General features: G+C 54.1%; 18 protein-coding genes and 2 pseudogenes. 10 read left to right on the top strand and 10 right to left on the bottom strand.

Features of this window, described 5'->3' with window-relative positions; translation table 11 throughout:
• Positions 1-136 precede the first annotated feature (136 nt).
• The 3 genes from ACOTXI_RS15710 (at position 137) to tyrR (ending at position 4,237) form a co-directional block, all read left to right on the top strand.
• The gene (locus ACOTXI_RS15710) at positions 137-1,534 is read left to right on the top strand and encodes a YcjX family protein (protein WP_023292267.1); all 1,398 of its coding nucleotides are present in this window, start codon (positions 137-139) and stop codon (positions 1,532-1,534) included.
• The gene (locus tag ACOTXI_RS15705; RefSeq protein ID WP_023327610.1) at positions 1,531-2,583 is read left to right on the top strand and encodes a YcjF family protein; all 1,053 of its coding nucleotides are present in this window, start codon (positions 1,531-1,533) and stop codon (positions 2,581-2,583) included. Before ACOTXI_RS15710 ends, ACOTXI_RS15705 begins: the two co-directional genes overlap by 4 nt.
• Positions 2,584-2,695: 112 nt before the next feature.
• On the top strand, positions 2,696-4,237 hold the full coding sequence (gene tyrR, locus ACOTXI_RS15700) for a transcriptional regulator TyrR (protein WP_008501254.1): 1,542 nt from the start codon (positions 2,696-2,698) through the stop codon (positions 4,235-4,237).
• Between the two features lie 44 nt (positions 4,238-4,281).
• On the opposite strand, the gene ACOTXI_RS15695 is transcribed toward tyrR, so the two are convergent.
• Positions 4,282-5,490, bottom strand: a complete 1,209-nt coding sequence (locus ACOTXI_RS15695) for an aldose 1-epimerase family protein (RefSeq protein ID WP_058653276.1) — start codon at positions 5,488-5,490, stop codon at positions 4,282-4,284.
• Between the two features lie 275 nt (positions 5,491-5,765).
• The gene (gene tpx, locus ACOTXI_RS15690) at positions 5,766-6,272 is read right to left on the bottom strand and encodes a thiol peroxidase (protein ID WP_008501256.1); all 507 of its coding nucleotides are present in this window, start codon (positions 6,270-6,272) and stop codon (positions 5,766-5,768) included.
• A 107-nt stretch (positions 6,273-6,379) separates the two neighbouring features.
• On the opposite strand from tpx, the gene ycjG reads away from it, so the two are divergent.
• Positions 6,380-7,345, top strand: a complete 966-nt coding sequence (gene ycjG, locus ACOTXI_RS15685; protein WP_421633947.1) for an L-Ala-D/L-Glu epimerase — start codon at positions 6,380-6,382, stop codon at positions 7,343-7,345.
• Here ycjG and mpaA read toward each other — a convergent pair.
• Positions 7,336-8,049, bottom strand: coding sequence for a murein tripeptide amidase MpaA (gene mpaA / locus ACOTXI_RS15680; protein ID WP_058653274.1), 714 nt, complete (start codon positions 8,047-8,049; stop codon positions 7,336-7,338). The genes ycjG and mpaA overlap by 10 nt on opposite strands.
• A gap of 185 nt (positions 8,050-8,234) precedes the next feature.
• Here mpaA and ACOTXI_RS15675 point away from each other — a divergent pair, with 185 nt between their 5' ends.
• Positions 8,235-9,851, top strand: a complete 1,617-nt coding sequence (locus ACOTXI_RS15675; protein ID WP_058653272.1) for a peptide ABC transporter substrate-binding protein — start codon at positions 8,235-8,237, stop codon at positions 9,849-9,851.
• A gap of 89 nt (positions 9,852-9,940) precedes the next feature.
• On the opposite strand, the gene ACOTXI_RS15670 is transcribed toward ACOTXI_RS15675, so the two are convergent.
• The 4 genes from ACOTXI_RS15670 to ACOTXI_RS15655 all read right to left on the bottom strand — a co-directional run bounded on the left by ACOTXI_RS15670 (position 9,941) and on the right by ACOTXI_RS15655 (position 14,388).
• Positions 9,941-10,504, bottom strand: a complete 564-nt coding sequence (locus ACOTXI_RS15670; protein WP_008501260.1) for a DJ-1/PfpI family protein — start codon at positions 10,502-10,504, stop codon at positions 9,941-9,943.
• Positions 10,505-10,721: 217 nt separating this feature from the next.
• Positions 10,722-10,862 carry an Ecr family regulatory small membrane protein gene (locus ACOTXI_RS15665; protein WP_021240268.1) on the bottom strand — a complete coding sequence of 47 codons (141 nt, stop codon included), beginning with the start codon at positions 10,860-10,862 and terminating at the stop codon, positions 10,722-10,724.
• A 74-nt stretch (positions 10,863-10,936) separates the two neighbouring features.
• A complete protein-coding gene (locus tag ACOTXI_RS15660; protein ID WP_008501261.1) occupies positions 10,937-12,172 on the bottom strand; it encodes a sensor domain-containing diguanylate cyclase in 1,236 nt (411 codons plus the stop codon).
• A 92-nt stretch (positions 12,173-12,264) separates the two neighbouring features.
• Positions 12,265-14,388 (bottom strand): putative bifunctional diguanylate cyclase/phosphodiesterase, encoded by a 2,124-nt coding sequence (locus tag ACOTXI_RS15655; protein ID WP_058653270.1) that lies wholly within the window; start codon positions 14,386-14,388, stop codon positions 12,265-12,267.
• Between the two features lie 457 nt (positions 14,389-14,845).
• Between ACOTXI_RS15655 and ACOTXI_RS15650 the strand changes: the two genes are divergently transcribed.
• From ACOTXI_RS15650 to dbpA, 4 genes are all read left to right on the top strand, one after another.
• A complete protein-coding gene (locus tag ACOTXI_RS15650) occupies positions 14,846-15,988 on the top strand; it encodes a methyl-accepting chemotaxis protein (protein ID WP_065365816.1) in 1,143 nt (380 codons plus the stop codon).
• A 155-nt stretch (positions 15,989-16,143) separates the two neighbouring features.
• Complete coding sequence (gene zntB / locus ACOTXI_RS15645; protein WP_023292275.1) at positions 16,144-17,127, top strand: zinc transporter ZntB; 984 nt, start codon at positions 16,144-16,146, stop codon at positions 17,125-17,127.
• Positions 17,128-17,388: 261 nt separating this feature from the next.
• A complete protein-coding gene (locus ACOTXI_RS15640) occupies positions 17,389-17,583 on the top strand; it encodes a hypothetical protein (protein WP_418251746.1) in 195 nt (64 codons plus the stop codon).
• Between the two features lie 27 nt (positions 17,584-17,610).
• Complete coding sequence (gene dbpA / locus ACOTXI_RS15635) at positions 17,611-18,984, top strand: ATP-dependent RNA helicase DbpA (protein ID WP_047745743.1); 1,374 nt, start codon at positions 17,611-17,613, stop codon at positions 18,982-18,984.
• A gap of 42 nt (positions 18,985-19,026) precedes the next feature.
• Here dbpA and ttcA read toward each other — a convergent pair whose 3' ends face one another.
• Positions 19,027-19,962: a tRNA 2-thiocytidine(32) synthetase TtcA gene (gene ttcA / locus ACOTXI_RS15630; protein ID WP_008501267.1), complete on the bottom strand. Its 936-nt coding sequence runs from the start codon at positions 19,960-19,962 to the stop codon at positions 19,027-19,029.
• Positions 19,963-19,997: 35 nt separating this feature from the next.
• A pseudogene (locus tag ACOTXI_RS15625) lies at positions 19,998-20,087 on the bottom strand (hypothetical protein); the annotation flags it as partial.
• Positions 20,088-20,220: 133 nt separating this feature from the next.
• Here ACOTXI_RS15625 and ACOTXI_RS15620 point away from each other — a divergent pair.
• The gene (locus ACOTXI_RS15620) at positions 20,221-20,955 is read left to right on the top strand and encodes a YnfC family lipoprotein (protein ID WP_230964493.1); all 735 of its coding nucleotides are present in this window, start codon (positions 20,221-20,223) and stop codon (positions 20,953-20,955) included.
• On the opposite strand, the pseudogene ACOTXI_RS15615 reads toward ACOTXI_RS15620, so the two are convergent.
• Positions 20,920-21,162 (bottom strand): annotated as a pseudogene (locus tag ACOTXI_RS15615) (integrase core domain-containing protein); the annotation flags it as partial. The gene ACOTXI_RS15620 and the pseudogene ACOTXI_RS15615 overlap by 36 nt on opposite strands.
• Positions 21,163-21,417 lie beyond the last annotated feature (255 nt).

Below are 21,417 nucleotides of genomic sequence, written 5' to 3'. Positions count from 1 at the left end.
CTGACAGCAATGGCGTTCATCTTACTGGAGAAAAAACGGCAATAGCAATAAATAAGAATTGATAATCAACGATCTGCCCCCATTTATTGTATTCTGAAGCCATGCATTCAAGGCTTCCAGGCAACGAAGGACGGCGATGAAGCGACTTAAAAACGAAATCAATTCACTGGTAAACCGCGGCGTTGACCGTCATCTTCGACTGGCGGTGACGGGGTTGAGCCGAAGCGGTAAGACGGCGTTTATCACTGCGATGGTGAACCAGCTCCTGAACCTGCACGCCGGGGCGCGTCTGCCGTTGCTTGGCGCGGTGCGGGAAGAGCGTCTGCTGGGCGTTAAGCGCGTTCCACAGCGTGATTTTGGCATTCCCCGTTTTACCTATGACGAAGGGCTGGCACAGCTGTATGGCGACCCGCCCGCATGGCCGACGCCGACGCGAGGGGTCAGTGAAATTCGCCTTGCGCTGCGTTTCCGCTCGAATGAATCCCTGATGCGCCATTTCAAGGATACCTCCACGTTATACCTTGAAATCGTCGATTACCCCGGCGAATGGCTGCTCGACCTGCCGATGCTGGCGCAGGATTACCTCAGCTGGTCACGCCAGATGACGGGATTGCTGCAGGGGCAACGCGCCGGGTGGTCGGCCAAATGGCGACAGCTGTGCGAAGGGCTGGACCCGCTTGCGCCAGCAGATGAAAACCGTCTGGCGGCCATTGCCGACGCCTGGACGGCGTATTTACACCAGTGTAAACAGGAAGGGTTACACTTCATTCAGCCGGGGCGCTTTGTTCTGCCGGGTGATTTAGCGGGCGCGCCTGCGCTTCAGTTTTTCCCCTGGCCGGATGTGGATGGGGTGGGCGAGTCGACGCTGGCGCAGGCGGATAAGCATACTAACGCCGGTATGCTGCGCGAGCGCTACCATTACTATTGTGAGAAGGTGGTCAAGGGATTCTATAAGAACCACTTTTTACGATTTGACCGTCAGATTGTGCTGGTGGATTGTCTGCAGCCGCTCAACAGCGGGCCACAGGCATTCAACGACATGCGCCTTGCCCTTACGCAGCTGATGCAAAGTTTTCACTACGGGCAGCGTACGCTGTTCCGCCGTCTTTTCTCACCGGTGATCGATAAACTGCTCTTTGCGGCCACAAAAGCCGATCACGTCACCGTCGACCAGCATGCCAATATGGTGTCGCTGCTACAGCAGCTGGTACAGGACGCCTGGCAAAACGCCGCCTTCGAAGGGATCAGCATGGATTGCCTTGGGCTCGCGTCCGTGCAGGCGACGCAAAGCGGGCTAATTGACCTTAACGGCGAGAAAATACCGGCATTACGCGGCAACCGGCTCAGCGACGGTGAACCGCTTACTGTCTACCCAGGCGAAGTGCCTGCGCGGCTGCCGGGCCAGGCCTTCTGGCAGAAACAGGGCTTTCAGTTTGAAGCCTTCCGCCCGCAGGCCATGAGCGTCGACAGGCCTTTACCGCATATCCGTCTGGATGCGGCGCTGGAGTTTTTGATTGGAGATAAATTGCGATGACGGAACCGTTAAAACCGCGCATTGACTTTACCGGAACGCTTGAGCAGAACCCGCAGGAGGCGTTCAAAACGGCGCAGACGTTCAGCGGTACCCAGGCCGATAACTTTGCCCCGGCGCTGCAGGACGAGCCGGCTGTTGAGGATGGTCCGGCGGAGGCGGTCGTGGACGCCGCGCTGCGTCCAAAACGCAGCCTGTGGCGCAGGATGGTCACCGCCGGTCTGGCGCTGTTTGGCGTAAGCGTGGTGGGTCAGGGCGTGCAGTGGACGATGAATGCCTGGCACACGCAGGACTGGGTGGCGCTGGGCGGATGTGCCGCAGGCGCGCTGATTGTGGGGGCTGGCGTCGGGTCGGTTGCCACCGAATGGCGTCGACTCTGGCGTCTGCGACAGCGCGCGCACGAGCGTGATGAAGCGCGGGATCTGCTCCACAGTCACGGCACCGGGAAAGGGCGCGCGTTCTGTGAAAAGCTGGCCAGCCAGGCCGGAATCGATCAGTCGCATCCGGCGCTTCAGCGCTGGTATGCTGCCATCCATGAGACCCAGAATGACCGGGAAGTGGTGACGCTCTATTCCCACATGGTACAGCCGGTGCTGGATGCTCAGGCGCGGCGCGAGATCAGCCGTTCTGCGGCGGAATCTACATTGATGATTGCCGTCAGCCCGCTGGCGCTGGTCGATATGGCCTTTATCGCCTGGCGTAACCTGCGCCTGATCAACCGTATTGCGAACCTTTACGGCATAGAGCTGGGTTACTACAGTCGGATCAGACTGTTTAAGCTGGTCCTGCTCAATATCGCGTTTGCCGGGGCGAGTGAGCTGGTGCGCGAAGTGGGCATGGACTGGATGTCGCAGGATCTGGCGGCGCGTCTTTCTGCCCGTGCGGCTCAGGGCATCGGTGCGGGATTATTAACCGCACGCCTGGGGATTAAAGCGATGGAAGTCTGCCGTCCGCTGCCCTGGATTGACGGCGATAAGCCCCGGCTGGGGGATTTCAGGCGTGAACTGATCGGCCAGCTCAAAGAGACGCTCAATAAAAAACCTTCGCCGTGAGGTTTTGTTCACTAATCGTGCTGGCTGTCAATATTTGTTGACAGCCATCTTCCGGATCACCGTGTTCTGACATATCATTTTACTGTTATTGGCTTAAAACGGTGAATTTCCCATGCGTCTTGAAGTCTTCTGTGAAGACCGTCTCGGTCTGACCCGCGAATTACTCGATCTTCTTGTTTTACGTAGCATTGATTTACGTGGCATTGAGATCGATCCTGTCGGGCGAATTTACCTCAATTTTGCCGAAATTGAATTTAATACCTTCAGCAGCCTGATGGCGGAAATCCGCCGTATCGCTGGCGTTACGGATGTACGCACTATTCCCTGGATGCCGTCCGAGCGTGAGCACCTGGCGCTGAGCGCGCTGCTGGAAGCCATGCCTGAACCGTTCCTCTCTCTGGATTTGAAAAGCAAAGTTGAGCGCGTTAACCACGCGAGCTGCCAGCTTTTCGCGCAGAGCCAGGAGAAGCTCAGCAATCATCACGCCGCGCAGCTGATCCCCGGTTTTAACTTCCAGCGCTGGCTGGACAGCAATCCGCAGAACACGCACAGCGAGCATGTGGTGATTAACGGGCAGAATTTCCTGATGGAGATCACGCCGGTCTATCTGAAAGGGGAAGGGAATACCCGCGTGTTGACCGGGGCGGTGATCATGCTGCGCTCGACGCTACGCATGGGTCGTCAGCTGCAAAACCTCTCCAGTCAGGACGTTGGCGCGTTCAGCCAGATTATTGCCGTCAGCCCGAAAATGCGTCATGTGGTTGATCAGGCGCGTAAGCTCGCGAGCCTGACCGCGCCGCTGCTGATTACCGGCGATACCGGCACCGGGAAAGACCTGCTGGCTCACGCCGTGCATCTGGCGAGCCCGCGTGCGGCTAAGCCTTATCTGGCACTTAACTGCGCCTCGATTCCGGAAGATGCCGTTGAAAGCGAGCTGTTTGGTCACGCGCCGGAGGGCAAGAAAGGGTTCTTCGAGCAGGCTAACGGCGGCTCCGTGCTGCTGGACGAGATCGGCGAAATGTCGCCGCGTATGCAGGCTAAGCTGCTGCGTTTCCTGAACGACGGCACGTTCCGCCGCGTCGGTGAGGATCACGAAGTGCATGTGGACGTGCGCGTCATTTGCGCCACACAGAAGAATCTGGTGGAACTGGTGCAAAAGGGGATCTTCCGCGAGGATCTTTATTACCGCCTCAACGTCCTGACGCTGAACATTCCGCCGCTGCGCGATTGCCCGCAGGACATCATGCCGCTTACGGAGCTGTTCGTCGCCCGCTTTGCCGATGAGCAGGGGGTTCCTCGTCCGAAGCTGTCTGCCGATCTGGGCACGGTGCTTATGCGCTACGGCTGGCCGGGGAACATTCGTCAGCTCAAAAACGCCGTATATCGTGCGCTGACCCAGCTTGAAGGGTATGAGCTGCGCCCGCAGGATATCCTGTTGCCGGATTACGACGCCGGAACGGTATCGGTAGGGGAAGAGGCGATGGAAGGGTCGCTTGATGACATCACCAGCCGTTTCGAGCGTTCTGTGCTGACGCAGCTGTACCGCAGCTATCCCAGCACCCGCAAACTGGCAAAACGCCTGGGCGTCTCGCACACCGCAATCGCCAATAAGCTACGTGAGTATGGTTTGAATCATAAGAAAGGTGACGAATAACAAAAAAGCCTCTGCAAAGAGGCTTTTTACTTTTCACTTTAGATTTATTCCTTCGCCAGCGGCGTGTTAACGATGTCTGTTTTTGTCTCGCCCTGAATCGACGCAATCCTGCTTTCAACCTCTTTCACCTGCTGCGGGCTGTGGAGCAGGGTATAGGTCAGATCAAACTGCGCGCTGGCGCCAGGCTGCAGCTGCTTAACCCGCTTCTGTTGGCGTTCAATCGTCACGGGGTAGGCGTAGCTGGTACCCGGTTCGATGCCCGTGACATAACCCTGCTTCAGCGTATCGGTGTTTTTCCATAAGGTCAGCACGGGCAGCTGGCGCGTATCAAACTGGATGGATGCGCCTTTATCGCCGGCTTTATTGACCACCGCCGCGAGCGTTTCGTGGTTGTTGTCGGCGAGCGGCTGAATGTTAAATACCATCTCATCAAAGCCTTTTGTCGGCCCGGCATAGGTTTGCCAGTCGTTAACGCCCGCTTTGGCGTAGTCATTGAATGGGCTTACGCTCACCGCTGGCGCAAGGAAACGTGCGCCTTCTTCAAGGATCGGCGTGCCGAAGTTGCTGTGATAGATGATTTGGTAATCGTGAGGGTAATCGGCATGGTTAGTGAGAACATCATGCAGGCTGAACTGGTTGGTTCCGGGAACGTAGCGCAGTTCGGTCATGGTCTGCAGATCCGCTTTTTTGAACGTGCTCTCTTTGATCAAACCCCGAACGCGGATCTCATGCGGGGCGGCATCCGCCACCTCAACTTCCACCTGTGATACCGGGGTATTCCCGGCCCTGCCGTGAAGGGTGTAAATCTGTCCATCTGCGGTGACCGGATGACCTGTCCACTCGTAGCCACAGCGCACCATCATCTCGTTGAAACCATCCAGCCAGCCGAGACCGTTTCGGCTTTCAAGATTGATATAGGCAGGATTGACGACCTCTTTGACGGGTGAATTCCATCCCAGTCGGGTGCCAAACCCTTCAACGTGCAGAAGGTTCATGCCGCGGGTCGGGCTCAGCGTAATCGTCAGGCCATCTTTACTGCTAATAATGATGACTTTACTGCCTTCCTGCTTGCCGCCATGCAAGACTTTTTGCTCAATGCTGAACGTCTGATCTTTAACTTTCAGCTCATCACTGGAAATCTTCCAGTTTCCTTTCTCTACGCTGCTTTCAGCACTTGTCAGCACCCAGGTTTTAGCCGCGGCATGGCCAGAAACCAGGACCGCCAGGAGCGTAAAAGCGAATTTGATCTTCATATTTTATCCTTTTTGCTGAAACGATTATTTACTTTCGTAAGCAAATCTAATGTTTAGACAAAAAGGGAAATGTGATGGGCTTCACTGAGGTTAAAATTAGGTGATTTTAACAATTAGAATGCGTTAATGATCACGTGGATGTTACGTGTTGCTGTCTTTATTGCATGATTTTTGTGATCGATGAATATTTTAGCTTTAACGATTCAGCTATTTTCTAATAAAAAACCCCGCCGTGGCGAGGTTGAGAATAAGTTGTATAGAATGCTAAGGACTTATTATGCTTTCAGCACGTCCAGCGCGGCAGTGTAGTCCGGCTCGGTGGTGATTTCGTTAACCAGTTCGCTGAAAACGACAGTGTCGTTTTCATCAAGAACCAGTACAGCACGTGCTGCCAGACCCTTCAGTGGGCCTTCCGCGATGCTGACGCCGTAGTTCTCGAGGAAATCAGCGCTGCGCAGGGTGGAAAGGGTGATAACGTTGCTCAGGCCTTCGGCACCGCAGAAACGGGACTGGGCAAACGGCAGGTCAGCGGAAATGCACAGCACCACGGTGTTGTCCATTTCAGTCGCCAGCTGGTTGAATTTACGCACGGATGCGGCACAAACGCCGGTATCAATGCTTGGGAAAATGTTCAGTACTTTGCGTTTGCCCGCAAACTGAGCCAGTGTGACGTCAGACAGATCTTTAGCCACCAGAGTAAAAGCCTGCGCTTTGCTGCCAGCCTGCGGAATGGAACCTGCTACAGCAACCGGGTTGCCCTGGAAATGAACGAGTTGTGACATAGATATCTTCCTGTTTACATATAGTTAACGTCGTGGCTAGTGTATGCCATCAGCAGATAACACGGCAAACCAAATTTTTCGCCTTTCCGGGCCGCAAGGAGTCAGTGATGAGAAGCGTTAAGGTCTATGAAGAAGCCTGGCCATTGCATACCCCGTTTGTGATCTCTCGCGGCAGCCGAAGTGAAGCCAGCGTGGTCGTGGTTGAAATCGAAGAAGAGGGGTTTAAAGGCGTCGGGGAATGTACGCCTTACCCGCGCTATGGGGAAAGTCTGGCATCCGTGATGGCGCAGATCATGACCCTGGTACCTGACCTGCAAAAAGGCCTCACGCGCGACGCGTTACAGCAGCGTTTATCCGCCGGGGCGGCGCGCAACGCCATCGACTGTGCGCTCTGGAGCCTTGAAGCCGCTAAGCAGCAAAAATCGCTGACGTCACTGCTGGGCGTGGTCGTGTCGGAGTCCGTCGTTACCGCGCAAACGGTCGTGATTGGGGAGCCCGAGCAGATGGCCGCCAGTGCGAAAGCGCTCTATGACGCCGGGGCCACGCTGTTAAAAGTGAAGCTCGACGATCGTCTGATCAGCGAGAGGATGGTCGCCATTCGCTCGGCGGTGCCGTCAGCCACGCTCATTGTTGACGCCAACGAGTCGTGGCATCCCGAAGGGCTGGCCGCGCGATGCCAGCTGCTGGCCGATCTGGGCGTGGCGATGCTGGAGCAGCCTCTGCCGGCAAAAGAGGATGCGGCGCTGAAGAATTTTATCCATCCGTTGCCCGTCTGTGCGGATGAAAGCTGTCATACCCGTGAGAATTTAAGCGCGCTTAAGGGCAGCTATGACATGGTCAATATCAAACTCGACAAGACTGGCGGACTGACTGAAGCCCTGGCCCTGGCGGCGGACGCCCGGGCGCAGGGGTTCGCCCTGATGCTGGGATGCATGCTTTGCACCTCGCGGGCGATCGGTGCGGCGCTGCCGCTGGTCAATCAGGTCCGTTTCGCCGATCTGGATGGCCCGACGTGGCTGGCCGTTGACGTTTCACCGGCGCTTAATTTTACCAGCGGCGTACTTCACCTCTGAGGCTGCCAGCGCAACAGATCCATCATTGCCTTTAAGTATTTTTCGCTGGCTTCGTCGGAGGAGATCGCCGGGAACTCGGCGGTAATGCAGGGCAGACTTAAGTCGGCGCACCAGCTGCCAAATGAACCGGGTGTCTCATAGCCCACGCTGGTGACGAGCGGGAGGGCGAACGCCCGGGCCAGCCACGCGCCCAGGTCAGAGTGGCGCGGATCTTCAATACAGGCCAGCGGATCGTGAAAGGAGACAACCCAGGCGGGGTGGATCTTATGGATAAGCTGGCACAGCGCCTGGGTTTCCGGCTCCGATCCGGGTTTATCGCCCGTGAGCAGCACCACGTCCCGCTCCTCGGCGGAGCTGTTCCAGCGATATACCGTTTCCCCTGCGCGCCAGTTTGCCGCAGGGAAATTACGGTTCAGGTCGATTCCTCGCGCATTCGCCCGTAATCCAAGCTGACAGCCGTCCGGATTCACGGCAAGAATCACGTGGTGACGTCGCAATGCCGGGGTCAGCGTCCGCAGCGCGCACGAGAGCGTGACGACAGACGAGTTCTCATCTCCGTGCGTGCCGGCAATAACCAAACCGCTGTCGCGATCGGCATCGGGGGCCGGGAACCAGATCAGCGATGCGCCTAAAAATGAGCGGCCATATTGTTCAGCGCCCGGAGGGAAGGCGCCGCGTTCCGCGCGGGGTCGGGTGGTTGCCATACGATATCCTGATAACGTAGTCTCTACAGGCAGTGTTGTGCAAAAGCCGCTGTTAATCAAATAGTTTCCTTAACGGCTGAGAATTGCCTTAAATCACTATTCAGGCGTAAGTTGTTTGCATTTCTTACTGTCGAAACAAATAATTACGCATCTGCTTTTTACCTGAATTTTTTAAAGGGGATCTTATGAAGCATCCTGTTTCGCGTCTTTTTGCCGCACTGTGCCTGTGCGGACTCTCTTCACTCTCATATGCTGCTGATGTGCCACAGGGCACGGTGCTGGCGCAAAAACAGGAGCTGGTCAGACACATTAAAGACGAACCGGCTTCGCTCGATCCCGCAAAAGCGGTGGGGTTGCCAGAGATTCAGGTGATTCGCGATCTTTTCGAAGGGCTGGTAAATCAGAATGAGAAAGGGGAACTGACTCCGGGCGTGGCGACGCGCTGGCAGAGCAACGATAACCGAATCTGGACGTTCACCCTGCGCGATAACGCAAAATGGTCTGACGGTACGCCGGTTACCGCGCAGGATTTTGTCTACAGCTGGCAGCGTCTGGTTGATCCGAAAACGACCTCTCCGTTTGCCTGGTTTGCGGCGCTGGCAGGCATCAGCAACGCGCAGGCCATTATTGATGGTAAAGCGGCGCCAGATACCCTGGGCGTGACGGCGGTGGATGCCAGAACGTTGCGCGTCCAGCTGGATAAACCGCTACCGTGGTTTAGCAACCTGACGGCAAACTTCGCCTTCTATCCGGTGCAAAAAGCCAATGTTGAAAGCGGGAAAGAGTGGACGCGTCCGGGAGCGCTGGTCGGTAACGGGGCCTACGTTCTGAACACGCGCGTGGTGAATGAAAAACTGGTTGTCGTGCCGAACACCCACTACTGGGACAATGCGAAAACTGTCCTGCAAAAAGTGACCTTTATTCCGATTAATCAGGAATCGTCCGCCACGAAACGCTATCTGGCAGGGGATATCGATATTACCGAATCGTTCCCGAAAAACATGTATCAGAAGCTCCTGAAGGATATTCCTGGCCAGGTGTATACGCCGCCTCAGCTCGGGACCTATTACTACGCGTTTAACACGCAAAAGGGGCCGACGGCCGATGCCCGGGTTCGTCTTGCGCTGAGCATGACTATCGATCGCCGCATTATGGCGGATAAGGTACTGGGTACCGGCGAGAAACCGGCCTGGCATTTCACCCCTGACGTGACGGCGGGCTTCACGCCTGAACCTTCGCCGTTCGAGCAGATGTCCCAGCAGGAGCTGAACGCTCAGGCCAAAACCTTGCTCCAGGCCGCAGGCTACGGCCCTCAGCGTCCGCTGAAGCTGAACCTGCTGTACAACACGTCGGAAAACCACCAGAAAATCGCCATTGCGGTGGCGTCCATGTGGAAGAAAAACCTCGGTGTGGATGTCAAGCTGCAAAATCAGGAGTGGAAAACCTACATCGACAGCCGCAACACCGGCAATTTTGATGTGATCCGCGCGTCATGGGTGGGGGATTACAACGAGCCCTCGACCTTCCTGTCCCTGCTGACCTCAACCCACAGCGGCAATATCTCGCGCTTCAACGATCCGGCTTACGATAAAATAATCCACCAGGCGACGCTCGAAACCACGGCGAAAGCACGTAATACGGACTACAACATGGCGGAGAAAATCCTCATGGAGAAAGCGCCGATCGCGCCTATTTACCAGTACACCAACGGTCGTCTGATTAAGCCGTGGGTGAAAGGGTATCCGATTAATAACCCGGAAGACGTGGCGTATAGCCGGACGATGTATATTGAGAAGCACTGATGGTTAATGCGAACTGGCGCACGTGAGCGCCAGTTTTGCCATGGGTGATACCGCGCTGTGCTTTTCGGCAGCGATAAGACCGGAACGTATTATTCTAACAACGCATTAAACTTCGCCAGCCACTGCGGATGGGCGGGCCACGCGGGAGCCGTCACCAGGTTGCCGTCGACATGTGCCTGATCGATGCCAATCGTGGCATAGTGTCCCCCCGCGAGACGGACCTCAGGTGCACACGCCGGGTAGGCGCTACAGGTACGGCCTTTCAGGATGCCCGCGGCGGCAAGCAGCTGCGGGCCATGGCACACCGCTGCAATCGGTTTGCGCGCGGCGTCAAACGCCTGTACCAGCTTTAACACGTCCTCATTTAGCCGCAGATACTCGGGCGCTCTCCCGCCGGGGATGAGCAGCGCGTCGTAGTCCTGCTCCTTCACGGCGGAAAAATCGGCGTTGAGGGTAAAGCGGTGACCGGGTTTTTCGCTATAGGTCTGGGCGCCGTCGAAATCATGGATTGCCGTTATGATGTAGTCGCCCTTCGGTTTGTCGGGGCAGACGGCATCCACCTGATGACCAACCATCTGTAACGCCTGAAAAGGCACCATGGTTTCGTAATCTTCGGCATAATCGCCCACCAGCATCAGGATCTTCTTGCTCATCATTCCTCTCCCTTGTCATTAAAGATGATTAAGATATAGCCTGGCGTGGCTGAAATGCCGGAAATAAAAAAGCCCGTCAGAGCACGGGCAACATAAGCAAGTGAATAAGTAATTCGTTATCAACGTAGTTGGAGGATAACGACGCGTATCTTACGCGGCCGTCAGGCTGGCAGATACCTGACAAATCCGGTAGGTGAAACACGATATTAAACGTGCGTTAAGGGGCGTCGAAGGTCGGATAAAGACTATTTTCGAGAAACTCGACGAGATACCAGATTTCCCCGCTAAAAATAAACCAGAAGCCAAATATAATAAGGAGCAAAATAATTAAGGTGAGTATTATTTCTGTTTTGCCCATTGCAGATATTACCCACCTGACGTTAATTTATTCGAGGCAGGCATTGTAGCGGGGCTTTCCCGTATACTCCAGTTTCATGCTGCAAGGACTTTATTGCGCCCATCATTTTTAGCGCGATACAGCGCATCGTCTACACGCTTAAACAGCTCATCAATCGTCTCCCCCGGGTTATGTCGCGCCACGCCAATGCTGACGGTAAACCGTGGTAAGCCCGGAATCGTAATGCGGGCAACGGCTGCACGGATCGACTCGGCAATCTGCAACGCGGTGTCGAGAGAGGTATGCGGCAGCAGGATGACGAACTCTTCGCCCCCCCAGCGGAACACCATGTCGTTCTCCCGACTACAGGCTTCCAGCGTTCGGGAGAGGGCAATAAGCACCTCATCGCCCTTCAAATGACCAAACAGGTCGTTGATGTTTTTGAAGTGATCGGTGTCAACCAGCAGCAGGCTAAACTGCTGCTGGGCAGGTCGATTATTGAGATTGTTGGGGTCGGTAATCGCGTAGAACTGGCGTCGGTTGAGTAACCCGGTCATGGAGTCACGTAACGCGGCATGTTCCAGCTCTTGCTCCAGTCTTTTTTGCTCGGTGATATCGTGGATGATGCACAGCATCAGCTTGTCACCGTAGATCTCAATGGGTCCGGCATACGTCTGAACATGGCGGGTGGAACCATCGGCAAGGCGGTGAACAAAGTTGAGCGGCTTATGGCCGCCGGGCAGCGCGGCAATCGCGGTCATAATGGGCATCACGTCTCGCCCCAGGGTATTGATTTCCCAGGTATGCTTGCTGCACATACCATCATGCGAGTAACCGTAAAAATTGAGCGCAGCCAGGTTGGCATCAACAATCTGACCATCGCGGGCAGGATCGATTAACAGCATCGGCGCGCTGTTGGTCTGAAAAAAACGGGCGTAAAACCCCTGTTTTTTTCGCCGGTAGGTTGCGGAGCGGCTGGCCTTCAGTCCTGAGAGGATATGTTGGGCGATCCCCTCGAAGACAATCACATCTCCCCAGGGAGCGTAGCGGGCAAGCGAGAGACGACAGCTTAACGGCGTATCCAGCCCATCCCGGCTTCTTATTGTCCAGATTTCGACGATCTCCTGCTCGGTTTTCAGTTCAGGTACATACATCGACAGGAGAGCTTGTGCATTCGCGGAATAGATGCCTTTACGCAGCTGATCGAGCGTCTTATCTCCCATAAGCTGCATTGCGACCACGTTAGCAAAAACGATCTCTTCCGAAACGGGTGAAATAAGCCACACGGGTGTTTTAATAACGTTCAGCGCTTCAAAACCGTTTTGCGACATAGGCATTTCCTGTTCATCGGCTTAATACGCCTGACAATCATGACAGACGTGACTCGTGTGTTCTGCTTTGAAACATACTCTACTAAACCCCGTCAGGCATGGTTTTTTTGTGAAATAAATGCGGCGTCCGTTTGAATTTTATTAAGGGGGATAATTTGCCTTTCTGAGTTTATCTGCAGAAGCAACCACGGCACCTGTTCGGCAGGTAAGGGGCGGGAGAAGAGGTAACCCTGCAGGTAGTCGCAGCCGAGACGGGTGAGAACCGCCTGCTGTTCTTCCGTTTCAATCCCTTCTGCCACCACGTTCATCTCCATGGTGCGGGCGATACTCATAATGGTTTCAACCAGCTTGTAGGTTTTTTCATTTTCTAGCATCGACGTTACAAAGCTTTTGTCGATCTTGAGCTCTTTTGCCGGCAGCACGCTCAGCATCAGCAGGTTGGAGTAGCCCGTACCAAAATCATCAATCGAGACGGTGATCCCCGCATGATTAAAGGCGTTGAGCAACTCAATGCTGCGGTCGAGATTTTTCAGCGCGGTGCTCTCCGTGACCTCAAGGATCAGCCTGGACGGGGACAAGTTATATTTTTCCAGCATCGACGATACGATGTGGAAAATGTCCGGTTGCTCGAACTGGACGGGGGATAAGTTGAGCGATAACGTCCACTGGCTGAACCCTTGTTCAGTCCAGAAATGCAGCTGTCGACATGCCGCTTCAATGGCCCAGTTGCCCACCGGAATAATTAAGCCGGTTTGCTCCAGCGAGGGGATAAACAGACCAGGCAGAACAACGCCTTGCTCAGGGTGCCGCCAGCGCAGCAGGGCTTCAAAACCATGGATAGTCTTCTCTTGCGCATACCAGGTTGGCTGGTACCACAGTTCAAACTGATCGCGCTCAAGCGCCTGTGAGAGCTCCTGAAGAAAACCGGGTTTTGCCGGGATTGCTGTCGACATCTCGGTTCTATAACGCGCCCAGCCGTTGCGGCCGTCGTCTTTGACGTGATGCAGGGCTGCATCAGCTTTGAGTTTCAGTTCATGCAGCGTCTCGCCATCCTGAGGATAGAGGCTGACGCCCGCACTCATTGTCGTGTTAAGCGTATGACCACAGATCGAAAGAGGACGTCGCACATCCTCTAGCAGCGACGCGAGCAGGGCGTTGAGTTTGTCGTCGTCACATTCCGGCACCAGCAGGATAAAAGCGTCTCCTCCCAGCCTTGCCAGGGTCATCTCACGCGAGAGCCGGGAAGTGATGCGTTGTGCGACGGTGATCAATAACTCATCGCCGACGCTGTGACCCCAGGTATCGTTGACGCGTTTGAAGTGATCGACGTTCAGGAAAATAACGGCAAATTGCCTGTTGCTCAGCAACGCGCTGCGCAGGCAGTCCTGCATGCGGAGATCCATCTGATGGCGATTCGCGAGTCCGGTGAGCGCATCAAAGCGCGCCTGGAGCTCAAGCTGCCGATTGAGTTGTCGAAGATTATCCGTCAGCCGGCCGGTGCGCCGGTGAGAATCGATAAGGGAAATAATTAACATCACGCCAAGCAGGCAGAGCGTGGTGACAGAAACCCAGATGGATAACCCCAGCTCGCCGATCCCCCCGGGGAGGGTATGCGACATTTCCGGGTAATGCGCGGCGCTCATGCCGATATAGTGCATCGCACAAATGGCGGCGCCCATGACCAGGGCGGCGAGAAGGCGCTCGATAAAAAACCCTTTGTCTCGCAGGCGGAAAGCCAGCCACAGCGCCGTGCCGGACGCCACCACGGCAATGACCACCGACAACCCCACAATACGGCGATCCCAGATAATGCTGCCATCCAGCATCAGGGCAGCCATACCGATATAGTGCATAGATACCACGCCTGCGCTCAGGATAGCCGTGGCAACGATCGGTCGAAACGAAGAACGTTTTTTTCCCGCGACGGCAATATCAAGGGCCGTGGTCGACGCAATAATCGCGACGCCCAGAGACGCAAGGGTTAACCAGAGGTCATAGCGCATCATCATCGGCATCTGCATCGACAGCATGCCGATAAAGTGCATCGACCAGATGCCGATCCCCAGCGTCATACCCCCGGCAATGCGCCAGAACAGGGCAGCCTTTCGGCTGGAAAGGGGGATCTTTCCGGCACTGTCCAGCGCCACAAAGGAGGCGATAAATGCCACCAGATAAGAGATAGCGATTAACACAGGGTCCCACGATATATTGAGCATTATGCAATCCCACGCCTGAGAGGGTTACCGATTTCGCCTGCCGGGCACATCTTAATCTGGCAACGAACATGCGCATTCAAACAATATTAGTTATTTGTCGTGAAGCATGACCAGTCATATTAATACTCTACATCGCATTAAGAATATAAAATATATTCTCATTGTTAACGTATTAAGCATTGCTAAACAAGAGCGAATAAAAGTAGCAAAGCTCCTTAAATATAACGGCGATTGTATCGGTTCGCCGCAGCGGATGGTATCGCTTAACGTGGCGGCAGACCAGTATCACAGCATGCTGCGAAGAACATTTTCAATAATACGCTTTTTTCATCTGACTTAAGCTAAATCCCAGGCTGCTAACGGCGAAACAACAAACCCGTGAAGTTTCCGAGGAAAAACGTTTGTGCCAATGCTATAAGTCTAGATGCCGACCAAAATATAAAATGTGGGTATCATCATGCTAAGAAATATTAGTGTCAGAACCTTTATTATCGGGTTCCTTTTATCGCTATTTTTGGTAAGCGCAGGTGTCGTTGTTCTAATTTCCAGCAAGCCCTCTCTCTTTATTTCCCTTAACGCTATCAATTTCGTTGCGCTATTTTTGCTTTGGGTCTATATGACCCGGTATCTTGTGACGCCGATCAATACGGTGAAGAAAAGTATTGAAGAGGTGACTGCCGGCAACCTGGGGGTTTCTATCCCGGAGTTTGGCAATAACTGTGCGGGGCGACTCATTCCCGGGATCAACAGCCTGTCCGGCAACATTGCAACGCTGGTGCGTGAGATCAGGGCGTCATCGCAAACCGCCATGACCTTATCGGATCAGCTCTCGACACGTAGCGCTCAGCTCTCGGTCAAAACCGAACAGCAGTCCGCGTCTTTAGTGCAAACCGCAGCCAGCATGGAGCAAATGGCGGCGAGCACTAAAAATAACGCCGATAACACCCGCCTGGCGAGTGAACAGGCGAATATGGCGACGCTGCAGGCGCGTAAGGGCGGGGAGCTGATGGGGCAGGTTGCCAACAATATGCAGTCCATTACCGAATGCGCCCAGCAGATGACGGAGATTATTTCGCTGATTGACGGCATTGCGTTCCAGACCAATATTCTGGCGCTCAACGCGGCCGTTGAGGCGGCAAGAGCGGGCGACCATGGAAAAGGTTTTTCTGTCGTTGCGGAAGAGGTCAGAAACCTGGCGCACCGCAGCGCAGAGGCCGCGAAGAATATCAAAGCGCTGATTGAAGTCACCAGCAGTAACGTCACGCAGGGCGCGACCGTGGTGTCGCAGGCAGAGAAGAATATGCATGAAATCGTGACGGGCTCGGGAAACGTCAGTCGCTTAATGGATGAAATCTCCGCGTCGACGTCTGAGCAGGAGAAAGGTATTTCCCAGATCACGCTGGCGCTATCGGAGCTGGAGCGGGTCACGCAAAGCAACGTGGCGATGGCGGAGGAACTCAATGGCTCCTCGGATGTACTGCGCAATCAGGTGATTGAACTCCAGGCCCGCACGCGGAATTTCAGATTGGATCACGGGTCTTCGTCCCCATTACCGACCGGCTCACCCTCCTTCCTCCAGCAGCCAGAGCACTCTCTCTGAAAGCGACACAAAGCCTGGCATGCCAGGCTTTTTGCATACATTTGCCCACCCAGCTCATTTCCCGAGCGATTTCAGCGCGATGGAATACATAGTTGTTGCTTAACCCCTCATGAAAGCTAGACTGACACCGAAAGAGTTAAAAAGGTGGAGGTGCTGTGGAAAGCATTAAAGGATCTGAACTTAACGTTCCTGACGCAGTTTTTGCGTGGGTGCTGGACGGCCGCGGCGGTGCCCGACCGCTGGAAGATAATGATGTGATCGACAGTGCGCATCCCTGCTGGCTGCATCTGAACTATACCCATCCGGACAGCGCTGACTGGCTGGCGTCGACCCCGCTCTTGCCCAATAACGTGCGCGATGCGCTGGCGGGTGAAAGCCTGCGGCCCCGCGTAAGCCGCATGGGTGACGGGACGCTGATTACCCTCCGCTGTATTAACGGCAGCACGGATGAACGTCCGGATCAGCTGGTGGCGATGCGGGTCTATATGGACGATGGGCTGATTGTCTCCACCCGACAGCGTAAGGTCCTGGCGCTGGATGACATCGTCAACGATCTGAAAGAGGGCACAGGGCCGATCGACTGCGGCAGCTGGCTGGTGGACGTCTGTGACGCGCTTACCGATCACGCCAGTGAGTTTATTGAAGAGTTGCACGACAAAATCATCGACCTGGAAGATAACCTGCTCGATCAGCAGATCCCGCCGCGCGGTTTTCTGGCCTTATTGCGCAAGCAGCTGATTGTTATGCGCCGCTACATGACGCCGCAGCGCGACGTGTATGCGCGGCTGGCCAGCGAAAGGCTCGCCTGGATGAACGACGACCATCGGCGCAGAATGCAGGATATTGCCGACAGGCTGGGCCGCGGGCTGGATGAAATTGATTCCTGTATTGCCAGAACGGCGGTGATGGCGGACGAAATCGCGCAGGTGATGCAGGAGTCGCTGGCGCGAAGAACCTATACGATGTCCCTGATGGCGATGGTGTTTTTACCGAGCACGTTTCTGACCGGGTTGTTTGGCGTCAACCTGGGCGGAATTCCGGGTGGCGCTTATCGCTACGGTTTTACGGCGTTTTGCGTGATGTTAGTTGTTTTGATTGGGGGTGTTGCATGGTGGTTGCATCGTAGTAAATGGCTGTAAATTTAAGCTTTTTTCATCTTTTTCCGGGATTAAAACGCTCTTTTAATTGAGCGAAGTCAATAAACATCTACCCCGTAAGGTGCAATATTACTCCCGCAGGTGAATGCAACGTCAAGCGATGGGCGTTGCGCTCCATATTGTCTTACTTCCTTTTTTGAATTACTGCATAGCACAATTGATTCGTACGACGCCGACTTCATAGTCGGCTTTTTTTTGCCTCCTGATTCTGAGCGTCTACCCTAAAAGGGATGACAGCAAATTATGGAGGGAATGATGAGCATCCTTAACGCTCTGCTACTGCCACAATCGCGTCAATCCGATCCTATCCCCAGCGATCCGGTACCTATGCCCGATCCCATCCCGCGTCCCCAGCCGATGCCCGACCCGCCGCCCGATGAAGAACCGATTAAATTGTCGCATCGGACCGCGAGATCTGCGAGGATACGCGCCATCTGACCGCAAAGATCACCACGAGAGACAATTGTGACCGCTTTTTCTACCCTGAATGTTCTGCCCGATGCCCAACTCGCTAACCTCAACGAGTTGGGATACCTCACGATGACGCCTGTTCAGGCGGCCGCCTTACCCGCCATTCTTGAGGGCCGTGACGTGCGCGTGCAGGCGAAAACGGGCAGTGGGAAAACGGCGGCCTTTGGCCTTGGCCTGTTGCAGCATATCGATGCGGCGCTTTTTCAGACCCAGTCTTTGGTGCTGTGTCCGACCCGCGAGCTGGCAGACCAGGTTGCGGGTGAACTGCGTCGCCTGGCACGTTTCCTGCCAAATACCAAGATTTTAACCCTCTGCGGCGGGCAGCCGTTCGGTGCCCAGCGTGATTCGCTTCAGCATGCGCCGCACATTATTGTCGCGACGCCGGGACGCCTGCTCGATCACCTGCAAAAAGGCACGGTCTCGCTGGATGCGCTACAAACGCTGGTGATGGATGAGGCCGATCGGATGCTGGATATGGGCTTCAGCGAGGCCATTGACGAAGTGATCCGTTTCGCACCGGCCGATCGCCAGACGCTGTTGTTCTCCGCAACCTGGCCGGAAGCTATCGCCGCCATCAGCGGGCGCGTGCAGAAAAATCCTCTTACCATTGAAATCGACAGCGTAGATGCGCTGCCGGCCATCGAACAGCAGTTCTTTGAAACCTCGCAGCAGGGGAAGATCCCGCTCCTGCAGAAATTACTGAGCCAGCATCAGCCTGGCTCCTGCGTGGTGTTCTGTAACACCAAAAAAGACTGTCAGTCGGTTTGTGATGCTCTGAATGCCGCCGGGCAGAGCGCACTGTCGCTGCATGGCGATCTTGAACAGCGCGATCGCGATCAGACGCTGGTCCGTTTCGCCAACGGCAGCGCCCGCGTGCTGGTGGCGACCGACGTCGCTGCGCGCGGTCTGGATATCAAATCGCTTGAGCTGGTCGTGAACTTTGAGCTGGCGTGGGATCCGGAAGTACACGTGCACCGTATTGGCCGCACCGCGCGCGCCGGGAACAGCGGTCTGGCCATCAGCTTCTGCGCTCCGGAAGAGGCGCAGCGCGCCAATATTCTCTCTGAGATGCTGCAGATTAAGCTGAACTGGATGAATCCCCCAGCCGGCGTCAGCCTTGTGCCGCTGGAGGCCGAAATGGCGACCCTGTGCATTGATGGCGGTAAAAAAGCCAAGATGCGTCCTGGTGATGTACTCGGTGCACTGACCGGGGATGTGGGGCTGGACGGGGCGGATATCGGTAAGATTGCTGTCCATCCGGCGCATGTCTACGTCGCGGTTCGCCAGGCGGTTGCCCATAAGGCATGGAAGCAGCTGCAAAACGGGAAAATTAAGGGTAAAACCTGCCGCGTACGTCTGCTGAAATAAAGCATGAAGCGTCTCAGACGGTGTTTCTGAGACGCTAACCGCTTACTTCACTTCAAGCACGTTCAGACGCAACGCTTCAAACTGATTGTCATCGTCTTCCGGCTGCCAGCCTGCTGGTTGCATCGGGATCTCTTCCCGGTCAAACGCCAGATCGCCGCCGTTCACGACTTCTGACTCGTGATTGATGCCTTTAAAGTCGAACAGTTCCACATCCGCGAGATGGGAAGGGACGACGTTCTGCATGGCGCTGAACATGGTTTCGATACGACCCGGATAGCGCTTATCCCAGTCGCGCAGCATGTCGCCAATCACCTGACGCTGCAGGTTCGGCTGAGAGCCGCAGAGGTTACATGGAATGATCGGGAACCCTTTCGCCTGAGAGAAACGCTCAATGTCTTTTTCACGGCAGTAGGCAAGCGGGCGGATCACAATATGTTTACCGTCATCACTCATCAGCTTAGGCGGCATACCTTTCATCTTGCCGCCGTAGAACATATTGAGGAACAGCGTTTGCAGGATATCGTCGCGGTGATGGCCCAGGGCAATTTTGGTCGCGCCCAGCTCGGTCGCGGTGCGATACAGAATACCGCGGCGCAGACGAGAGCACAGAGAGCAGGTGGTTTTCCCTTCAGGAATTTTCTCTTTCACAATACCGTAGGTATTTTCTTCGACGATTTTGTACTCAACGCCCAGATTTTCGAGGTATTCCGGCAGAATGTGCTCCGGGAAGCCCGGCTGTTTCTGGTCAAGGTTGACCGCCACCAGGGAAAAATTCACCGGCGCGCTTTGCTGAAGATTACGCAGGATCTCCAGCATGGTGTAGCTGTCTTTACCCCCTGACAGGCAAACCATGATGCGGTCGCCTTCTTCAATCATGTTGAAGTCTGCAATGGCTTCGCCCACGTTACGGCGCAGTCGCTTTTGCAGTTTATTCAGGTTGTATTGCTCTTTTTTGTTAATCTCTTGATTCTGTTGCATTGAGTACTACCTTCGGAGCCAGCAGGGGCAAAAATTGTATGCCGCGTATGGTACGGATTCCGGCGGCGAATGCCAGCACGTTTTACTGCTGCGTGAAATCTGGCGCCGATACGTGATAAAGGGTAGCGTTCAGACGTTTGGATACGATAGCGACTTTACGGCAAACGGCGCAGTGGTGGCGCAATCATCTCCGCCAGTATCAATGTTGAAGATAAGCAGTAAGCATGCTGTAATGAGCTTACTTAATTTGAGGGTAACTTGAGCTTAGATTTTAAAAATGATAAAACTTCTACTCTTTTCCTTTGTACTTCCTTATTTTCAAGCATGGCTTTTGCAGAAAATCACTACATACCTCTACTTTATAACTTATCGACTATGTTTGATTTCAATCCAGTTAAGGGGGCTGTTAAATCCCTAGATACTGATATTGAGGAGAATGGAAAAATTACTTATAAAATCTCCATCAGGCTGAATAAAAATGGTTGTGTTGATAGCTTAAACCTTGATAATGTTTCTTCTGGACATGAAACTATTCTAAAATATACAAATGGAAGTCTTATTGGCCATAGAGATGGCAAGCCTTTCTCAATACAACTTGATGAAAAATGTCACATTTTGAGTAAAAATGAAAACGGTGACGAGTTGCGTTACACTCTTTACCCGAATGGATTAATTAAAGACACCTATTTTTTAGGCAAAAAAATATCTGAACATTTTTATGATGAAGACGATAATTTGACGCGCTCTGAATTTTATAGTTCAGAAAGCGTTATGTCTAAAAATGAAATATCTTATGTTGATAAAAAAAGAAAGCCTCTTGATTATAAACTAATAAACTCATCAGTTTTCTCGGAGGGTTATACAGCAACCAGTTCTTGTCATTATAATGAAATGCTTGTGCCTGAAATATGTAATGCCACAGTACAGAACGCAGGTAATCCGGCGCCGAAACCAGTTTCAATGACAGCGCAAACGAAAGTTGAATTCTACTAGATTAAAACGATTCCAATAAGCTACCTCCGGCGTCAGGTTATTCAGGGATTCATGAGGACGCTCGCTGTTGTATTCATTCAGCCAGCGTTCAGTGATTTCCCGTGCTTCATTCAGCGTTCAGAACAGGTAAAAATCCAGGATTTCTGTCCGGTACGTCCGGTTGAACCGTTCGATAAACGCATTCTGCGTCGGCTTACCCGGCTTGACTTGCTGATCGGATAAACCATTACAATGTTCATCTGCGGTTGGGCTTCATAATGGCTAACTCCATTTAAACGATGCGTTTTCTTTATTGAATGTTATTGATGCATTACTCCATTCCTTGCCATCAAGTAACATTTCCACACACTGGGTAGGTGACCTGCCCCCACGATTAGATACAACACTCAGTTAGTAACGTCGGAATCTTCATTCTCAGAATGACCCTTTCTCCAGCCCGCTGCAAATTCAGACGGTGTCTGA

This window comes from Enterobacter cloacae complex sp. BZL2005, from assembly GCF_049238885.1.
Taxonomy (GTDB): domain Bacteria; phylum Pseudomonadota; class Gammaproteobacteria; order Enterobacterales; family Enterobacteriaceae; genus Enterobacter; species Enterobacter roggenkampii.
Note: the sequence above shows the minus strand (reverse complement) of the source record. Positions and strands in the feature narration are given on the sequence as shown.

Bases quoted from the DNA above. Each gene is read 5' to 3' on its own strand.
- ACOTXI_RS15710 (WP_023292267.1), top strand. From the start codon at position 137: ATGAAGCGACTTAAAAACGAAATCAATTCACTGGTAAACCGCGGCGTT.
- ACOTXI_RS15705 (WP_023327610.1), top strand. From the start codon at position 1,531: ATGACGGAACCGTTAAAACCGCGCATTGACTTTACCGGAACGCTTGAG.
- tyrR (WP_008501254.1), top strand. From the start codon at position 2,696: ATGCGTCTTGAAGTCTTCTGTGAAGACCGTCTCGGTCTGACCCGCGAA.
- ACOTXI_RS15695 (WP_058653276.1), bottom strand. From the start codon at position 5,490: ATGAAGATCAAATTCGCTTTTACGCTCCTGGCGGTCCTGGTTTCTGGC.
- tpx (WP_008501256.1), bottom strand. From the start codon at position 6,272: ATGTCACAACTCGTTCATTTCCAGGGCAACCCGGTTGCTGTAGCAGGT.
- ycjG (WP_421633947.1), top strand. From the start codon at position 6,380: ATGAGAAGCGTTAAGGTCTATGAAGAAGCCTGGCCATTGCATACCCCG.
- mpaA (WP_058653274.1), bottom strand. From the start codon at position 8,049: ATGGCAACCACCCGACCCCGCGCGGAACGCGGCGCCTTCCCTCCGGGC.
- ACOTXI_RS15675 (WP_058653272.1), top strand. From the start codon at position 8,235: ATGAAGCATCCTGTTTCGCGTCTTTTTGCCGCACTGTGCCTGTGCGGA.
- ACOTXI_RS15670 (WP_008501260.1), bottom strand. From the start codon at position 10,504: ATGAGCAAGAAGATCCTGATGCTGGTGGGCGATTATGCCGAAGATTAC.
- ACOTXI_RS15665 (WP_021240268.1), bottom strand. From the start codon at position 10,862: ATGGGCAAAACAGAAATAATACTCACCTTAATTATTTTGCTCCTTATT.
- ACOTXI_RS15660 (WP_008501261.1), bottom strand. From the start codon at position 12,172: ATGTCGCAAAACGGTTTTGAAGCGCTGAACGTTATTAAAACACCCGTG.
- ACOTXI_RS15655 (WP_058653270.1), bottom strand. From the start codon at position 14,388: ATGCTCAATATATCGTGGGACCCTGTGTTAATCGCTATCTCTTATCTG.
- ACOTXI_RS15650 (WP_065365816.1), top strand. From the start codon at position 14,846: ATGCTAAGAAATATTAGTGTCAGAACCTTTATTATCGGGTTCCTTTTA.
- ACOTXI_RS15640 (WP_418251746.1), top strand. From the start codon at position 17,389: ATGGAGGGAATGATGAGCATCCTTAACGCTCTGCTACTGCCACAATCG.
- ttcA (WP_008501267.1), bottom strand. From the start codon at position 19,962: ATGCAACAGAATCAAGAGATTAACAAAAAAGAGCAATACAACCTGAAT.